Here is a 16,336-nt window from a genome sequence, read left to right as displayed (position 1 = left end):
AGCACCTCGGCCCGTTCGGCGGCCGGCCGCGCCGCCCAAGCGGCCGCCGCGCCGACGGCGGTGGCGATCGCGGCATCGACCTGTTCGGTGCTGGACAGCAGGCCCTGTTCCCGCAGCGCGGCACCGGGCAGCGTCGCCAGCCGGCGCTCCCGCTCGGCCTCGGTCTGCTCCGGGTCCTCGACGTGCTCCTCGGCCCAGGCGCGGACCTCCGGCAGTGCCGGATCGGAATCGGGAGTGTTGTCGAAGTGGTCGCCGATCCGCGCCGCCCCGGCGTACCGGCGCGGGCCGACGGTGCCCTCGCCGATCGCGGCCACCGACTCGCGGAAACGCTGCTCCTGGTTGTCACCGGGGCGCAACCCGTCGGCGGAGAAGAAGGAGTGCAGGAAGTTCTGCGGGGCCGCGTTCTCCTCCAGTCGGCGGACCAGATAGGACACCGCGACATCGAAGTCCTGCGGCGCGACCACCGGGGTGTAGAGGATCACGGTGCCGACGGTGTCGCGGACCGCCCGGGCCTGGCTGGGCGCCATGCCCTGCAACATCTCGACATCCATCGCATCGGTGACCCCGCGGGACTCGGCCAGCAGATGGGCGGCGGCGACGTCGTAGAGATTGTGCGAGGCCACCCCGACGCGGATCGTGCCGGCGAGTTCGGGCCGCAGCACCCGCTCCACGCAGCGCAGATAGTTGGCGTCCACCTCGGCCTTGTCCGGGTACGGTGCCTGGTTCCAGCCGTGCAGCCGGGCCTCCACCTGCTCCATCGCCAGATTCGCACCCTTGACCAGGCGTACCTTGATCCCGGCACCCCCCGCGGCCACCCGCTGCCGGGCGAACTCGATCAGATCTTCCAGCACCGGCAGGGAATCCGGCAGATAGGCCTGCAGCACGATGCCCGCTTCCAGGCCCATGAACTCCGGCTCCGACAGCAGCGTCTTGAACACCTCGGTGGTCAGCGCCAGGTCCCGGTACTCCTCCATGTCGAGGTTGACGAACGAGTGCGGTGAGCTCCCCAGCGCGATCCGGTAGATCGGCCGCAGCCGCTCGACGCAGCGTTCGACCGAACCCTCGTCGTCCCAGGTGGAGATCTGGCTGATCAGCGAGGACACCTTGATCGAGACATAGTCGATGTCGTCGCGGGCCAGCAGCTCGGCGGTGCGCCGGGCCCGGGACTCCGCCTCCTGTTCACCGAGCACCGCCTCGCCGAGCAGGTTGATGTTCAGCCGGAAACCCTCGGCGCGGGCGCGGGCCAGATGCTTGCCCAGCCCCGGATCGGTGGCGTCCACGACCAGGTGCCCGACCAGCTGCCGCAGCCGGGTCCGGGCCAGCGGGACGACCAGTGCGGGAGCCAGCGGGGCGGCGTACGCCCCGGCCCGCAGCAGCCCCCGGTCGACCGGTGACAGGAAGGTCGCACCGCGCCCGATCCGGCGCAGCTCGTTGGCCGCCACCCGCAGATCATCGGGCCGGGCGACGCGGTCCACGAAGCGCACCGCCAGGTCCAGACCGCGCCGATCCTTCAGCAGCGACGCGAGCTGACCGGAGGTCCGTTTCTCGGCGCGCGTCTGGCCCGCGACCGTGGCCGCGGACCACTGCTGGGCCAGCGCCACGGCGTCATCGATGAGGTCGGTGTAGGGGGCATCAGTGGACATATGCGGAGGGTAACGCCGCCGCCCGGGGAACCCCTAACCACTCCGGTTCAGCTGGAGTAGCGGTCCCGGTCGATCAGTTCGTCACCGGGGCCGGCGGTCGGCCCGTCGGTGGCGAGCGAGATCTCACCGCGGGACTTCTTCGAGGCGCTCACCACGGCCACCCCGATGGCGGTGGTCAGGGGCACCGCCAGGACCAGGGCGATGGAGCCGACCAGGGTGCGGATGATCTCCTGGGCGAACTGCTCGTCCTGGATCACCTCGTAGAGCGGCCGCTGGAAGATGCTCAGCAGCAGCAAGGTGCCGAGGGTGGCGCCGGCGGTGGCGAAGGCGATCGTGTAGACGGTGGAGGCGATGTGGTCGCGCCCGATCCGCATCGCGCGGCGGAACAGCCGGGTGCCGTCGGGATCGGTTTCGGCCAGCTCCCAGACCGCGGAGGCCTGGGTGATGGTGACGTCGTTGAGGACGCCGAGTCCGGCGATGATGATGCCGCAGATCACCACCGAGGTGAGCTTCAGGTTCGGCGCGGACGCCGACAGGATGAAGTCGTCCTCGCTGGTCACACCGGTGAAGTGCGCCCAAGTGGTGGCTATCCAGCCCAATCCGGCGGCGGCGAACAGGCCGAACAGCGTGCCCAGCAGGGCGGTGGTGGTGCGGGCACTGAACCCGTGTGCGGTGTAGAGCACCACGAACATGATCGCCGATCCGCCGACCAGTCCGACCAGTGTCGGGTTCGAGCCGGCGACCAGGGCGGGGAACATGAACTTCACCATGATGAAGGCGGCGAAGGCCAGACCGACCAGGGCCAGCAGGCCCCGCAGCCGGGCGACCGCGATCACCGCCAGCGCGAACAGGGCGGTGAAGACCAGCATCGGCGTACTCCGCTCGAAGCCGTTGAACTGGTACTGCGGCGGTACGCCCTCGGCCGGGATCCGCCAGAGCCGGACCGACTGGCCGACCTTCACCCCGGAGCTGTAGTCGGAGGCCTTCATGGTGACCTCGTCGATCGTCTGACCCTGCTCCGGGCCGCTGGTCAGCTCGACCTTGGCCCGGCCACAGGTCTGGTTCGGGGCGTTCGCCGCCGACCCGGTCTGCCCCTCGCAGTTGATCTCGGCGATCTCGGTGATCCGGCCGGTCTCGATGGTCGCCCCCGGGACCGAGTAGGTGGAGATGCCGGGGGTGATGCTCTGCTGGACGTTGGTCGGCCACATCACGATCAGCGCGCCGAGGGTCCAGACCGCGATCGGGATCAGCGCGATGATCATCAACCGGAGGGCGCGACGCCGCCGCGCCAGGTCCTCCGGGGATCGCGACGCGGGCGTGCTGCTGTGAATGTGGGACACGTTTATGACCTAGTCTTGTTCATCGATGCGTGGTTCGGTGGTCGGCTCCGGCGGTGGGCATGCGTACACCTGATTCTGCGCAAGATACCCCCCGGGTCGCAAAGCGAGGCCGTCGAACGCCGCCGCCACCGCCGCCCAGACAGCGCTGGAAGCCGCTGCTGGCGGGGGTCATCGCGACCGGGATCACCCTCTGGCTGCTGGTCTGGGGTGGCGCCTTCAACACCGCGCCGACCGGTTCGAGTACGCCGCAGGCGGCCCCCGAGGCCGAGGGTTCGGACGCCCCGGCTGCCCCGGCGCCCCCGGCCTCCGGCGCACCCGGCCCTGCCCCCGCGCCCGCTCCCGCACCCGCTGCGCCCGCGCCGCGGCCGGAGGTGCAGGTGCCGGCCCGCGGTTCCGGTGAGCTGCGCACCGCCGCGTTCGCGCGGCCGGCCCCGCCCGGGCAGCAGGGTCGGACGGTCAAGGTCCGGGTCCAGGTGGAGCGTGACCTGCCGCTTGATCCCGAGGCGGTGGCCCGGGAGGCCGCGGACGTGCTGCAGGACGGCCGCAGCTGGACCGCCCGCGGGGAGGCGCAGTTCGACTTCGTCGGTACCGAGGCGGCCGAGCTGACCGTGAAGGTGCTCACCCCCGGCACCACCGATGCCCGCTGCCTGCCGCTGCGGACCCTCGGCGAGGTGTCCTGCCAGCAGGGCAACTCGGTCAATCTGAACGCGGTCCGCTGGGTCGAGGCGGTGCCCGACTACCACGGTGACGTCGCCGGTTACCGCAAGTATCTGGTGAACCACGAGGTGGGCCACTTCCTCGGCCATTCGCACGCCCAGTGCCCCCGTCGCGGCGCGGTGGCGCCGGTGATGATGCAGCAGACCAAGGGGTTGCTCGGCTGCCAGGCCAACTCGTGGCCGCTGTCCGGGCGTACGCCGTGACCGCTGCCGCACGCGTGGTTGACCCGGTCATCCCGCTGCCGTTAACTGTCCGCGTCCAAGACTCCAGCGGAGGGAACCCACGATGAGCGAGTTCGACGGAATCCGGGCGCTGGTCACCGGCGGCGCCCAGGGCATCGGCGGCGCCACCGCCAGCGAGCTGATGCGCCGCGGTGCGCGGGTCGCGGTGCTCGACCTCGACCCCGACGGTGCGCCCGAGGGCGCGATCCAGATCCGCTGCGACGTCGGTGACACCGACGACGTCAACCGCGCCGTCGGTGAGGCGGTCGGGCAGCTCGGCGGGTTGGACGTCGTGGTCAACAACGCCGGCATCGGCGCCCAGGGTGACGTCGCCGCCAACGACGACGCCGAATGGCAGCGGGTGCTCAACATCAACGTCCGCGGCATGGCCCGGGTGGCCGCTGCCGCGCTGCCCGCGCTGCGCGAGTCCGAGCATGCCGCGATCGTCAATGTCGCCTCGATCGCCGCCACCGCAGGACTGCCCGAGCGGGTGCTCTATTCCGCCTCCAAGGGCGCGATCTATTCGATGACGCTGGCGATGGCCGCCGACCATGCCCGGGAGGGCATCCGGGTGAACGCCGTCTGCCCGGGTACCGCGCACACGCCGTGGATCTCCAACCTGCTTGCGAAAGCGGCCGATCCGGACGAGGAGCTGCGCCAGCTCAACCTGCGCCAGCCGCACCTGCGACTGGTCGAACCGGAGGAGGTGGCCGGGGCGATCTGCTATCTCGCCTCGCCCTCCAGCGGCTCCACCATCGGCGTCGCGCTCGCCGTCGACGGCGGCATGCAGGGCCTGCGGCTGCGCCCGCCGAGCGCCTGACCCGCCCACTGACGCGTACGCTTCCCGGCATGGATATCGAGTTCGGCCTGGACACCTTCGGCGGATTGACCCGTGACGAGCAGGGCGAGTTTCTGCCACACCCACAGGTGATCCGGGACCTGGTTGCCGATGCGGTGGTCGCCGATCGGGCCGGGTTGGACTTCTTCGGCATCGGGGAGCACCACCGGCCGGACTTCGCGGTCTCCAGCCCGGAGATGGTGCTCGCCGCGATCGCCGGGCAGACCGAACACATCCGGCTCGGCTCGACCGTCACGGTGCTCAGCTCCGACGACCCGGTCCGCGTGTTCGAGCGGTTCGCGACCCTGGACGCGGTCTCCAACGGGCGCGCCGAGATCGTCGCCGGCCGGGGCTCGTTCATCGAATCCTTCCCGCTGTTCGGCTACGACCTCAACGACTACGAGGAGCTCTTCGAGGAGAAACTCGAACTGCTGGCCGCGCTGCTCACCGAGGAACCGGTCAGCTGGCGCGGCAACACCCGCGCGCCGCTCACCGACCAGCGGGTTTTCCCGACCACCGAGAACGGCATCCCGGCCTGGGTCGGGGTCGGCGGCAGCCCCGAGTCGGTGGTCCGCACCGCGCGGTACGGGTTCGGGCTCTTCCTGGCGATCATCGGCGGCCCGCCCGGGCGCTTCGCGCCCTACGTCGACCTGTTCGAACGCGCCCAGGACCAGCTCGGCGTACCCCGCGCCAGGCTCGCGGTGCATTCGCCGGGCCTGGTCGCCGAGAGCGACCAACGGGCCCGGGACCTGGTCCGCGACGGCTGGTTCGCGATGCGCGAGCGGATGGGCCGCGAGCGCGGCTGGCCACCGCCGGAACCCGGCGATTTCGAGGACGAGATCGAGAACGGCTCGCTCTACGTCGGCTCCCCGAACACCGTTGCCCAGAAGATCGCCGACACGGTGCGGACGCTGCGCGTGGATCGCTTCGACCTGAAGTTCGACCAGCCGGTGCGGCACGAGTACCAGCTCGAATCCATCCAGCGGTACGGGGATGAGGTCGTACCGATGGTGAAGAAGCTGCTCGGCTGAGGGGGTCAGCCGCGGCGTCGATCCGCGGTGATCAGATCGGCCATCGCCCGCCGGAACTCATCGCGCCGGCGCTGGCTCCAGCCGGTGGTCAGTTCGTCGAATACCTGCTCCTGCCAGCGGTGTGCGTTGCGCAGCATGACCCGGCCGGTCGTGGTGAGGGTGGCCTTTCGTTGCCGGCCGTCGGCCGGTGTGCTGGCCAGGGTGAGGTAACCGGCATCGGCGGCGTTGCGGAGCAACCGGGACGCGCCGCTCTGATCAATGCCGAGGTCATCGGCGACGGCATTCACGGTGGCGGGATCGCCGCGTCCGGTGAGCGCGTGCACGGCCTCGGTGACCTGGACCAACCGGCCCTGGTCGGCGGCCCGCGGGTCACCGGCCGCGGCGCGGCGGGACCAGTGCCGGACGAAGGTGAACAGCAACTCGCCCGGGCCCGGTTCCGGCTGCTGGTTGCGGGCGGTCATTCGGTGGCGGCGAGTTCGCGGACGAGGTACGCCAGCTCGAGCGCCTGGCGGAGGTCGGGCAGCCGCAGCGCGGCGGTGACCCGGCCGTCCTTGGCGCGGAACAGAGTTGCCACCCGGGTGGGCTTGGCGTTCTCGGGCCAGCTCGCGTCCTGCTCCACCACCACCAGCTTTTCGCTGATCGGATGCCAGGAGCGCGGGGTCAACCGGATGCCGGAGCGCTGCACCCAGTCAGCGAACTGTTCGGGCGTGATCGGGCCGGCGCCCTTGGGGCCGAACACCACGACCGGGTCGCCCACCGCCCGCGCGGACCGCTTCAGGTCACCGGCGTTCACGCTCTCGTGCCATTCGTTGATGGCCTGTTCGAGGTCGACAGTCATGGGCAGAAGTATATGCGAAACGCATAGATTCGGTGATCGGGTCAACTCAGCGGGGTTCGATGATCCGCTTCAGGTGGCGAAGTTCCACCCGCGCATGCTCGCGATCCCGCTCGATCCCGTTGAGCAGGTGCACGAAGATCCACTCGACCGCCCGCCCCAGCAGTCCGGCGGGAAACGTGGCCCACACCCGGGCACTGATCCGCGATGTGTGATCGCCCATGGGCTCGATCCGCCAGGTGACACCCTCGCCGACGGTGAACTCGAACACGGCCGACCCCTCTCGCCGCAACCGGTGGGTACGCCCCGCGCCGTCGCCTTCGCTCAGCCTATGTCTGCCGGTCAGGTCCCGGAACTACGCTGACCCCGTGCCCGAGTTGACCCGCAGTCTGCCCGCGCGGCCGTTGGCGCCGTATCTGGGTCGGCTGCGGCGCGGGTCCGGTGATCCGACGCACCGCTTCGTCGACGGTTGCTGGTGGCGGGCCAGCAGTACGCCCGAGGGCCCGGCGCTGCTGGCGATCCGCTGCACCGACCGGGTGCGGGGGTACGCCTGGGGTGCGGGGGCGGTGTGGGCGCTCGAGCAGCTCCCCGAATTGCTCGGCGACGGGGACGATCCGGCCGGCTTTCACGTCGCGCATTCGTTGCTGGTCGAGGCCCGGCGACGCCATCCCGGGCTGCGGGTGGGGCGTACCGGGCTGGTCGTGGAGGCCATGGTCCCGGCGGTGATCGAGCAGAAGGTGACCGGTGCCGAGGCGTTCCGAGCGCAGCGGCTGCTGGTGCGGCGCTTCGGTACCCCGGCCCCCGGGCCCGCGCAGCAGGTGGGCGCTGGGGCGTACGGGATGGTCTGCCCGCCGACCGCCGAGCAATGGGCGCGGGTCCCGAGTTGGGAGTGGCTGCGGGCCGGGGTGGAGCAGAAACGCAGCCGCGCGGCGGTTGGAGCGGTCCGCCGAGCCGCCGCCCTGGAGCGTACGCTCACCCGCCCGAGCGCCGACGCGCACGCCGCGCTCTGCTCGCTGCCGGGGATCGGCGCCTGGACCTCGGCGGAGGTCCGACAGCGCGCCCACGGCGACCCGGACGCGTGGAGCACCGGTGACTATCACGTGCCGGGGATGATCACCCTGGCGCTGACCGGGGAGGTGCTCGACAACGACGCCGCCGAGGAGGTGCTGGAGCCCTATCGCGGGCACCGGTACCGGGTGCAGCAGCTCATCGAGCTGGTTGGGCCTCGCCCGGAACGGCATGGGCCGCGCCGGTCGCTGCCGACCCATGTTGGTGGCCGCGCATAAATTCACTGCATGAAGCATCGGGCGGATCGGGCTCGTCGCGGCATCGGCGGGGTGAGTGCCGCGCTGGTCGGGCTGCTGCTGGCCGGCTGCGCCCCGGCGGCGCCGCAGCCCGCTCCGGCTCCCGTTCCGCCCACCCCGAGCGCCGCCGCGCCCGCTCCGGAACCGACCCCCGAACCCAGTCCCGAGCCGCAGACGCCGCTTGCGCTGGTGGTGCATGCGAGCAATCCGATGCTGGAGGTGAGCGAGCAGGCCGCCCGCGCCGTGCTCGACCAGGGCGCCGACGACTGGGCGGATCTGGGACTGCCGGCCGGCCCGCTGACGGTGGTCACCTCACTGCCGCTGGTGCCCGGCGCGGAGTCGTACGCCGATCCCGGTGCGGCCCTGGAGCGTGTCCGGCAGCGCCCCGATGTGCTTGCGGTGGTACCGGCCGATGCGGTCGATCCGAGCGTGCGGGTGCTGACCGTCGGTGGCCGCCACCCGCTCGCCGACCCGGTGGCATATCCGCTGCGCACCGCGGGGCGCCCGCCCGAATCCGTGGCGCGGGTGACGATCGTCGGCGATGTGATGCTCGGTCGCCGGGTGGGTCAGCGGCTCGCCCGCGGCAACGATCCGGCCGCGGTGTTCCGGCCCCTGGCCGACCGGTTGGCGGCCGCCGATCTGACGGTCGGCACCTTCGAGGCGTCGCTGTCCGACGACGGCCCGCCCTTCCAGGGTGGGGATTCCTTCAGCGCCGATCCCGAGGTGGCACTGCCGGGGCTGCGGTCCGCCGGCTTCGATGCGGTCAGCCTGGCCAACAACCATGTCGGTGATTTCGGGGAGCGGGCGCTGCTGCAGACCTTCGACCTGTTCGATGAAGCCGGCATCGCGCGGTTCGGCGCCGGCCGGAATGTTGCCGAGGCGCGGGCGCCGCGGATCCTGGAGGTGAACGGACAGCGGATCGCCTTTGTGGGCACGGAATCCATCGAGGGTGTGGCCGCCGGGGAGAACTCACCGGGGGTGAACCGGTTGTCGATGCCGCCGCGGACCGGGCCGCTCAACCTCGCCCAGCGGGAGGCCACCACCCGGGTGATCGAGGAGGTGTCGCAGCAGGCGGATGTGGTGATCGTGATGCCGCACTGGGGTACGCAGTACACCCATCGGCCGGAGGCGTCCCAGCGCGATACCGCGCAGGCGTTCGTCGATGCCGGGGCCGATGCGGTGATCGGCAGCCATCCGCACTGGGTGCAGGGCTGGGACCGGGTCGGTGATGTCACCGTGGTGAACTCGCTGGGCAATTTCGTCTTCGACATGAATCAGTCGGCGCAGGTACGTCAGGGTGTGTTCGTGGAGCTGACGATCTGGGACGGTCGGGTGGTGGCGGTCGACCCGGTCGCCTACGAGATCGGAGATGACTTCGCCCCGCGGCTCGCCGGAAACACTGCCCGGGAAGACATTCTCGGCGACATCACCGGTACCAGCACTGGTCCGTACGCCCGTCCGACACAGTGACGCCACGTTCCTCGAGTAGCTCGCGCAGCGAGCGTCCCTTTCACGTTCCTCGAGTAGGTCGCGCAGCGACCGTGTCGAGAGGTGCGAGGCGTGGTTGCTCATCTCGACACGCTCGGCATTGCGCCGCTTCGCTGCGCATGCCGCGCTGCTCGATGAGCGTGCGGAAGCCTAGTCCTGGTTGGGAATCAGGGCAGGTTGGGACTCCGGCGGAGCCGGTTTCTTCGGTCGCTCCGCCTGCTTCGCGTACTGCTCCGATGCGGATCGCTGTTCGGCCTGGTCGCGGGCAGCTTGGCGTAGGTCGCGGAGGCGTTGCTTCTTGCGGGCGCGGCGGAGTCGCTCGCGTTCGCGGGCTTCGTCGGCTGCTTGTTCGGCTTCGGCCCGTTCCTTCTCCAACTGGGTTCGCCCGTTGCCGAGGGTGTCGCGGAGGAGTTGTTCGGTCCGGGAGAGCGAGGCGGCGGGATCGTTGATCAGGTGATCGGGTGGTGGATGGTCCCAGGTCCCGTGGCGGTTGACCCAGGCCTCCTGCCCGGCCGGGGTTTTCCAGTGGAACACCCCGGGTGAGGGTTGCTCGAGGGTGAATCCGGCGTGGGTTCTGGCGCGGTGGGCTGACCGGTTCAACGGCCCCAGGTTGCCCGAACTGGTCGGCCCCTCCGGGGCGGGGATCGTGTGGTCCAGATCGATCCCGCGGCCGAACGCACTGCGATTCGATCGGGGGAACATCACATACCGGTCCCGCAGCTTCACCCGCTGCGCGAGTTCGTCGCTGGGTCGGTAGGTGTTGACCATCACCGGCGCGGCCAGGTCGATTACCGGCCGCACCTTCACGGTCCCGGTGCACCGGGCGAGCAGCTCCTTCAGGTGTTGCAGGGTGACCGGTCCGAGCGCTTCGCCTTCACCGCCGCGGCGGTTGGCGAGGTCCTTCTGGTGGACGTGCAGGATCAACTCCGCACCGTGCCGGCACCGCTCGCCGGTGGGCGTGACGATCTCGCCATCGCGGTTGATCACCTCGCCGGTGGGGGTGACGGTGGCGCCGTCGAACAGGGAGGGTTGCAGGAGTTGCCGGGCCCGATCGGGATGCGCGAGGTGCCCCAGGGCTTCGGCACGCAGCTCATCACGACTGGCGGTGGAGCCACCGGCCTTGAGCACATCCGCCAGCCGATCCAAGGTGCCGTTCAACTGGGCGGCGTCACCGGCGTCGAGGTTGGCGTAGAGGTCGGTGATGCCAGCGATGGTCCGGCTGGGGGTGAACTCCACACGACGCTGTTTCTTGGCGGCCTGGCGTTCGGCTTCCTTGTCCTCGTTGAGGATCAACGCGACCTGGGCCTCGGTCGTCGCTACCGCGCGCTTGGGCGTGAGGTTGATCAGCCGGAGTGACCAGAGGGAGTCGAACTCGCGGGCCTGGGTGAAGGACAGCTGCAACGCGGCCCGGGAGACGTCCCGGGCGACCCAGACGGGGATGTCGCAGTCCAAGGTGGCCTGCCACAGGATCGGATGCCGATGGCGCAGATTCAACACGTCGGCGGTCCACACCTGCGCGGTCTCCGGTGAGCAGCCCAGCGACATGGCCAACTCGAGGTGGAAGAACTCGGTGATGCCGGGCGTACCGTCCGCACCGGGGAACACGAGTTGTTCACCGTGCAGGACGTGGGCGGTCAACTCGTCGGTGTGGGTGTTCAGTCCGGAGTAGGTGTCGCAGGCGGCGGCGATCGCGACCAGGCGGCGGGCTTCGGTCTGGGCGATGGTGTCGCTTTCGGCGCGGATCGCTGCGAAGACTTCGGCTCGTGGGTTGGTGGTCATCTTTGGTCACCTCCTCTCATCTGCTAGGTCAAACAATAGTCATGGTGTTCGAATAACTCAAGGGGTTTGAGGAAAGTTTCTGGATTCATCTCGACACGTCGGCCATTGCTCCGCTTCGCTGCGCATGGCCGACTACTCGATGGACGTGGGGGCTTGGCTTCGACTCCCTCCTTCCTCGGTCGCTCAGCCGGCGCAGGGGCGTGCCGCTTCATCTCGACACGGTCGCTGCGCGACCTACTCGATGAACGTGGGGGCTTGGTTTCGACTCGTCGCTGCGCTCCTCGCTCAACCGGCGCAAGGGGCGTACTGGTTCATCTCGACACGGTCGCTGCGCGACCTACTCGATGAACGTGGGTAGCGGTCGCTGGGCGACCTGCTCGATGGATGTCAACCGGTGGGGGAGCTCAGCCATGCCCAGGCGAGCTGGCCGACGCGTTCGAGTTGGCGGGGGTCGATGACGTCGGGGGTGTCGCGGCGGGAATGGTAACCGGCGTAGGGAACGCTGCCGATCCGCGCGGCCGGCAGCCCGGCCTTCTCGAAGGACCAGTGGTCGCTGGCGCGGTTGTTGTCGGTGGGCTGCACCGGTACCCCCACCCGATCCGCGGCAGCACGGAGATCGTTGCGTACCGGCAATCCCCGCGGTCCACCGTTGCTGATCGGCACCCGATCGGAGCGGACGCCGACCCGGTCCAGGGAGATCATCCCGGCCAGCTCACCGGGCTGTCGGGCCAGCTCGTCGACATAGAACCGGGACCCGTAGTGATGGTTCGCATCCCCTTGCGCGCGGGGTTCCTCGGCGCCGAAGGCGATGAAGCGGACCTGCTGATTCTGTTCCTGGGCAGCCATTCGGGCCAGCTCGAGCATGACCGCCACTCCGGAGGCGTTGTCCTCCGCGCCCGGTGCCACCGCGATCGTGTCCAGGTGTGCGCCGACGATCCGATAGGGACGGGCCGGGTCGAAGCCGAACGGTTCGGCGATCACGTTCGCCGAGCTCCCCGCCGCCACCGGCGTACCCCAGGAGTCCCCGGCCGGTACCTCGAACTCCTGTCGCGCCACCCGGAATCCCAACCCCGCGAAGCGTTCCGCGACCAGACCCGCGGCCCGGTCGAACTCCGGGCCGGTGGCCAGCCGCGGCCCGATGTCGCCAGCCAGGGTCCGGACATCGGCGATCGCACGCTCGGTCTCGAAGACCGCCGGCACCGGTGACGGTATCGCGCTGGGTGTCGGCGTCGGTGCAGGGCTCGGCGTTGGCGTCACACTGGGCGCCGGGGACGCCGTCGTACCGACCGCCGGGCTCGGTACCGGTTGGCCGGAATCGCTTGCGGTGCAGGCAGAGGTGGCGATCACCGCGGCCACGGCCAGTCCGGCCGCGCTGCGGCGTACCGTCTGCCGGTTCCGATCCGCCCTCATGCACCAAGGGTAGGAAGGCGGCCAAGGGAGGAGTGCGTTCATCTCGACACGCTGCCCCGGCTCCGCTGCGCTGCGCCGGGCCAGCTACTCGATGAACGTTGGCTTCGACACACTGGCCCGGCTCCGCTGCGCTGCGCCGGGCCAGCTACTCGATGAACGTCAGCTCACCAGATCGGCGTCGGCGAGCAGTTCTTCCCGGGTGGTACGCCCGGGGAGCCGGACGGTGAACTCGGCACCGCCCTCGGCGGAGCGGGAGGCCCGCACCCAGCCGCCGTGCCGGGCAACGGTCTGCGCCACGATCGACAGACCCAGACCCGTGCCCGGGGTGTTCCGGGCACGGTCGGAGCGATAGAAGCGGTCGAAGATGTGCGGCAGGTCCTCATCGGCGATACCGGGGCCCTGGTCGGAGATCCGCAGCTGGTCGCCTTCCAGCAGCACGTGGATGGTGCCACCGGGTGGAGAGAATTTCACCGCATTGTCCAGCAGGTTGGTGATCGCGCGCTCCAGGGTGTCCGGCTCGCCGATCAGATAGAGCGGGTTCAACTCGACATCGAAATACAACCCCGGACCGCGGCGGCGTACCCGCTGCAGGGCCGCATTGACCACATCGCGCAGATCCACCGGTTCGCGGGCCGGCCGCACCTGGTCACCGCGGGAGAGCTGCACCAGGTCACCGATCAGCGAGGTGAACTCGGCCAGCTGGGCGGCGATGTCGGAGAGGATCTCCCGACGCGCGCCCTCGGGCAGCATGTGGTTCTTCTCGTCGGCGACCAGCAGCTCGATATTGGTCCGCAGCGAGGTCAACGGCGTCCGCAACTCATGCCCGGCATCGGCGATCAACCGGTTCTGCCGCGCCCTGGACGATGCCAGCGAATAGAGCATCGTGTTGAACTGCCGGGTCAGCTCGGACAGCTCGTCGTTGCCGTGCACCGCGATCGGATCCAGCACATCGGTCTGGGTGACCCGCGCGACCGCCGCCGACAACTGGCCCACCGGGCGTACCGAACTCCGCGCGACCAGCGAACCGACCAGGGTCGCCAGCAGCACCCCGATCGAACCCACCACGATCAGCACGATCCGCAGGCTGTCCAGGATCGCCAGCGTCGGCCCGAGCGGCCGGCCGAGCACCAGCGCGTACCGGCCGCCGGCCTGCGGCAACGGCACCGCCGCGATCCGATACACCATGCCGTCGGTCGTGGTGCCGGTCCGGGTCGAGGAACCCTGCTGCAACCGGGCCAGCGCCAGTTCGGTCGAGTCGAGCTCGAGGCTGACCCGCTCACCGGGGACCCGGATCGTGGTGCCATCGGATTTCAGCAGCACCAGCGTCACATTCAGCGAGCGCAGCGACTCGGCATCCATCCCGCCCAGCGTCTGCAGGTCGCTGCCGGCGATGGACTCGGCGGTCACCTGCGCCATCGAGGTGAGTTCCCGGTCGAGTTGGTCGTAGAGCGAGACCCGGGCAGTGATGTAGCCGGCCATACCGGTGAGTGCGACACCCAGGAACACCGCGACCGCGGTGAGCGTGCCCACCCGGCGTTGCAGTGACGGAGTGCGCAGCCACCGGCGGAGCCGTCTGATCACGGCGCCGATTCTCGAAGCACGTAGCCCACGCCGCGGACGGTGTGGATCAGCCGCTGCTCACCCTCGGCCTCGGTCTTGCGGCGCAGATAGCCGATGTAGACCTCGAGCGAGTTCGCGGTGGTCGGGAAGTCGAATCCCCACACCTCGTTCAGCAGCCAGCCGCGTTCCAGCACCCGGCGCGGATTCTCCATGAAGGTCTGCAGCAGCGCGAACTCGGTCCGGGTCAGGCTGATGTGCCGACCGGCGCGGGAGACCTCGCGGGTCTGCGGATTGAGGCTGAGGTCGGTGAACACCAGCGTCTCGTTGGCCTCCGACTCACCCGGCTCCCCGCCGCCACCGGAGCGGCGGACCAGGGCCCGCAAGCGGGCCAGCAGTTCCTCCAGCGAGAACGGCTTGGCCATGTAGTCGTCGCCGCCGGCGTCCAGCCCGTCGACCCGGTCGCCGACCGCGTCGCGGGCGGTGAGCACCAGGATCGGCACATCGTTGCCGGTGGAGCGCAGCATCCGGGTGGTCTCCAGGCCGTCGAGCCGCGGCATCATCACATCCATGATCACCGCATCCGGGCGGGACGCGGAGAGACGGGCCAGGGCCTCCACCCCGTCGCTGGCGGTTGTCACCTCGTAGCCGCTGTATTGCAGGGAACGGGCCAGGGAATCTCGGACGGCCTGATCGTCGTCAACCACGAGGATGTGCATGGCGCCTATTCTGCCCGGATTCGCGCGATCTCTGCGAAGACTCCCGGCATCGCCGCCTCGATGCTGGCGAGCGTGTCGCCGAAGCCGTCCGCGTCGCCATACCAGGGATCGGGTACGCCGGAACCGGGCTCGGCGTCCGGGTCGAAGTCGGTCAGCAACCGCAGCTTCTCCGGATGCTCGGGTCGCAGGCGCCGCATCCGATCGACGTGCAGATCCTCCATCGCCACCACCAGATCGGCGCCGTCGATCTCTTCACGGGTCACCTGGTGGGCGGTGTGGTCATCGGCCCGGTAGCCGTTCTCTCGCAGCCACTGAGCGGCCCGCGGGTCCATCGGATTGCCCAGTTCCTCCGAGCTCACCCCGGAACTGCTGAACTCGACATCGGTGATGCCCTCGCGTTCGGCGTACGCCTCGGCGACGCGCTCGGCCATCGGGGAGCGGCAGATGTTGCCCCAGCAGACGAAATCGACTCGGATCGGATCACTACTCATTCATTTCAGCCTAGTGGCCCCGGCCAGCAGCGCGGCAGCGGCGGCCACCGCGAACGCCAACCGGTTCGCCCGAGCGATGTCGGTACGCCGCGGAGGCGGGCCGTCGCCGAGCTGGCCGCGGTCCTCGACCTGGCCGGCATAGCTGTTCCGCCCGCCCAGGCGGACGCCCAACACACCGGCGAACGCCGCCTCGATCGGGCCGGCGTTCGGGCTCGGGTGCTGGTGGGCGTCCCGGCGGATGGTGCGCAGCGCCCGGGCCGGTGACCCGCCGACCACCGGCGCCAGCAGCACGGCCAGCTCGGCGCAGCAGCGCGCCGGCAGCCAGTTCGCCAGGTCGTCGACCCGGGCCGCCGCCCAGCCGAATCTGCGGTAGCGGTCCGATCGGTGCCCGACCATGGCGTCCAGGGTGTTGATCGCGCGGTAGCCGAGCAGGCCCGGCAGCCCGGCCACCGCACCCCAGAACAGCGGAGCGACGACCGCGTCCCCGGTGTTCTCGGCCACCGATTCGATGGCGGCCCGGGCCAGTTCGTCGGGCCCGAGGGCGCTCGGGTCGCGGCCGACCAGGCTGCGGATCCGCTCCCGGGCCGCGGGCAGGTCGTCGGCGGCGAGCAGTTCGTCGACGGCGGCCGCCTCCCGGCGCAGGCTGCGCCCGCCCAGTACCAGCCAGGTCGCGGCGATCCGCACCGGGAGCCGCAGCGCGGTGGCCCGGGTCACCCGGTCCAGCCACACCGCGGCGCCGATCGTGCCGCCGACCAGAAGGATTTCGTACGCCACCCCGGCGGCCCGGGTGTCCCGCCAGCAGCGCCGCTCCAGCCGCCGCGCCAGGCGGCCGAAACCGGCGACCGGGTGCCCGCGCCGCGGGTCACCGAGGGCCTCGTCGGCGAGCCAGCCGAGCAGCAGCGCGGGGAGGGGCACGGCGTCAGTGTAGGGCGCGATGGCGCCGCGGGGCCGGTGGCGGTGAGG

16 protein-coding genes are annotated in these 16,336 nt (G+C 70.4%); 5 read left to right on the top strand and 11 right to left on the bottom strand.

The features are described from left to right. Together BI335_RS11345 and BI335_RS11340 are read right to left on the bottom strand one after the other, a co-directional pair. Window positions 1–1,643: proline dehydrogenase family protein (locus tag BI335_RS11345; RefSeq protein ID WP_172421853.1), on the bottom strand; the 1,643-nt coding region annotated here is incomplete at its 3' end. A 47-nt stretch (window positions 1,644–1,690) separates the two neighbouring features. Continuing rightward, window positions 1,691–2,905 (bottom strand): YibE/F family protein, encoded by a 1,215-nt coding sequence (locus BI335_RS11340; RefSeq protein ID WP_229119555.1) that lies wholly within the window; start codon window positions 2,903–2,905, stop codon window positions 1,691–1,693. Between the two features lie 137 nt (window positions 2,906–3,042). Here BI335_RS11340 and BI335_RS21435 point away from each other — a divergent pair, with 137 nt between their 5' ends. The 3 genes from BI335_RS21435 (at window position 3,043) to BI335_RS11325 (ending at window position 5,790) form a co-directional block, all read left to right on the top strand. Continuing rightward, a complete protein-coding gene (locus BI335_RS21435; protein ID WP_094431050.1) occupies window positions 3,043–3,903 on the top strand; it encodes a DUF3152 domain-containing protein in 861 nt (286 codons plus the stop codon). An 82-nt stretch (window positions 3,904–3,985) separates the two neighbouring features. Further along, complete coding sequence (locus BI335_RS11330; RefSeq protein ID WP_094431048.1) at window positions 3,986–4,741, top strand: SDR family NAD(P)-dependent oxidoreductase; 756 nt, start codon at window positions 3,986–3,988, stop codon at window positions 4,739–4,741. Window positions 4,742–4,770: 29 nt separating this feature from the next. Further along, window positions 4,771–5,790, top strand: a complete 1,020-nt coding sequence (locus tag BI335_RS11325) for an LLM class flavin-dependent oxidoreductase (protein WP_094431046.1) — start codon at window positions 4,771–4,773, stop codon at window positions 5,788–5,790. A gap of 5 nt (window positions 5,791–5,795) precedes the next feature. Here the strand turns inward: BI335_RS11325 and BI335_RS11320 are convergent, their stop codons facing one another. The 3 genes from BI335_RS11320 to BI335_RS11310 are packed head-to-tail and all read right to left on the bottom strand — an operon-like array spanning window position 5,796 to window position 6,896. Then, complete coding sequence (locus tag BI335_RS11320) at window positions 5,796–6,251, bottom strand: MarR family winged helix-turn-helix transcriptional regulator (RefSeq protein WP_094431044.1); 456 nt, start codon at window positions 6,249–6,251, stop codon at window positions 5,796–5,798. Then, window positions 6,248–6,628, bottom strand: a complete 381-nt coding sequence (locus BI335_RS11315) for a hypothetical protein (RefSeq protein ID WP_094402136.1) — start codon at window positions 6,626–6,628, stop codon at window positions 6,248–6,250. The genes BI335_RS11320 and BI335_RS11315 overlap by 4 nt, the downstream gene beginning before the upstream one ends. A gap of 46 nt (window positions 6,629–6,674) precedes the next feature. After that, window positions 6,675–6,896, bottom strand: coding sequence for a hypothetical protein (locus BI335_RS11310; protein WP_094431042.1), 222 nt, complete (start codon window positions 6,894–6,896; stop codon window positions 6,675–6,677). Between the two features lie 97 nt (window positions 6,897–6,993). Between BI335_RS11310 and BI335_RS11305 the strand changes: the two genes are divergently transcribed. After that, complete coding sequence (locus tag BI335_RS11305; protein ID WP_208109214.1) at window positions 6,994–7,911, top strand: DNA-3-methyladenine glycosylase family protein; 918 nt, start codon at window positions 6,994–6,996, stop codon at window positions 7,909–7,911. Between the two features lie 9 nt (window positions 7,912–7,920). Beyond that, window positions 7,921–9,399, top strand: coding sequence for a CapA family protein (locus BI335_RS11300; protein ID WP_094431040.1), 1,479 nt, complete (start codon window positions 7,921–7,923; stop codon window positions 9,397–9,399). A gap of 168 nt (window positions 9,400–9,567) precedes the next feature. Here the strand turns inward: BI335_RS11300 and BI335_RS11295 are convergent, their stop codons facing one another. The 6 genes from BI335_RS11295 to BI335_RS11270 form a co-directional block, all read right to left on the bottom strand. Next, entirely contained in the window at window positions 9,568–11,196 is a 1,629-nt protein-coding gene (locus BI335_RS11295; RefSeq protein WP_094431038.1) for a hypothetical protein, read from the bottom strand. A gap of 387 nt (window positions 11,197–11,583) precedes the next feature. After that, window positions 11,584–12,606, bottom strand: coding sequence for a M28 family metallopeptidase (locus BI335_RS11290; RefSeq protein ID WP_094431036.1), 1,023 nt, complete (start codon window positions 12,604–12,606; stop codon window positions 11,584–11,586). Window positions 12,607–12,765: 159 nt separating this feature from the next. Further along, on the bottom strand, window positions 12,766–14,187 hold the full coding sequence (locus BI335_RS11285) for a sensor histidine kinase (protein ID WP_229117931.1): 1,422 nt from the start codon (window positions 14,185–14,187) through the stop codon (window positions 12,766–12,768). Continuing rightward, window positions 14,184–14,882 carry a response regulator transcription factor gene (locus BI335_RS11280; protein ID WP_094358980.1) on the bottom strand — a complete coding sequence of 233 codons (699 nt, stop codon included), beginning with the start codon at window positions 14,880–14,882 and terminating at the stop codon, window positions 14,184–14,186. The genes BI335_RS11285 and BI335_RS11280 overlap by 4 nt, the downstream gene beginning before the upstream one ends. Before the next feature lie 5 nt (window positions 14,883–14,887). Then, window positions 14,888–15,373: a low molecular weight protein-tyrosine-phosphatase gene (locus BI335_RS11275; RefSeq protein ID WP_094431034.1), complete on the bottom strand. Its 486-nt coding sequence runs from the start codon at window positions 15,371–15,373 to the stop codon at window positions 14,888–14,890. Beyond that, on the bottom strand, window positions 15,374–16,288 hold the full coding sequence (locus BI335_RS11270) for a cobalamin biosynthesis protein (RefSeq protein WP_094431032.1): 915 nt from the start codon (window positions 16,286–16,288) through the stop codon (window positions 15,374–15,376). Window positions 16,289–16,336 lie beyond the last annotated feature (48 nt).

Source organism: Enemella evansiae, assembly GCF_002250705.1.
GTDB classification, from domain to species: domain Bacteria; phylum Actinomycetota; class Actinomycetes; order Propionibacteriales; family Propionibacteriaceae; genus Enemella; species Enemella evansiae.
Note: the sequence above shows the minus strand (reverse complement) of the source record. Positions and strands in the feature narration are given on the sequence as shown.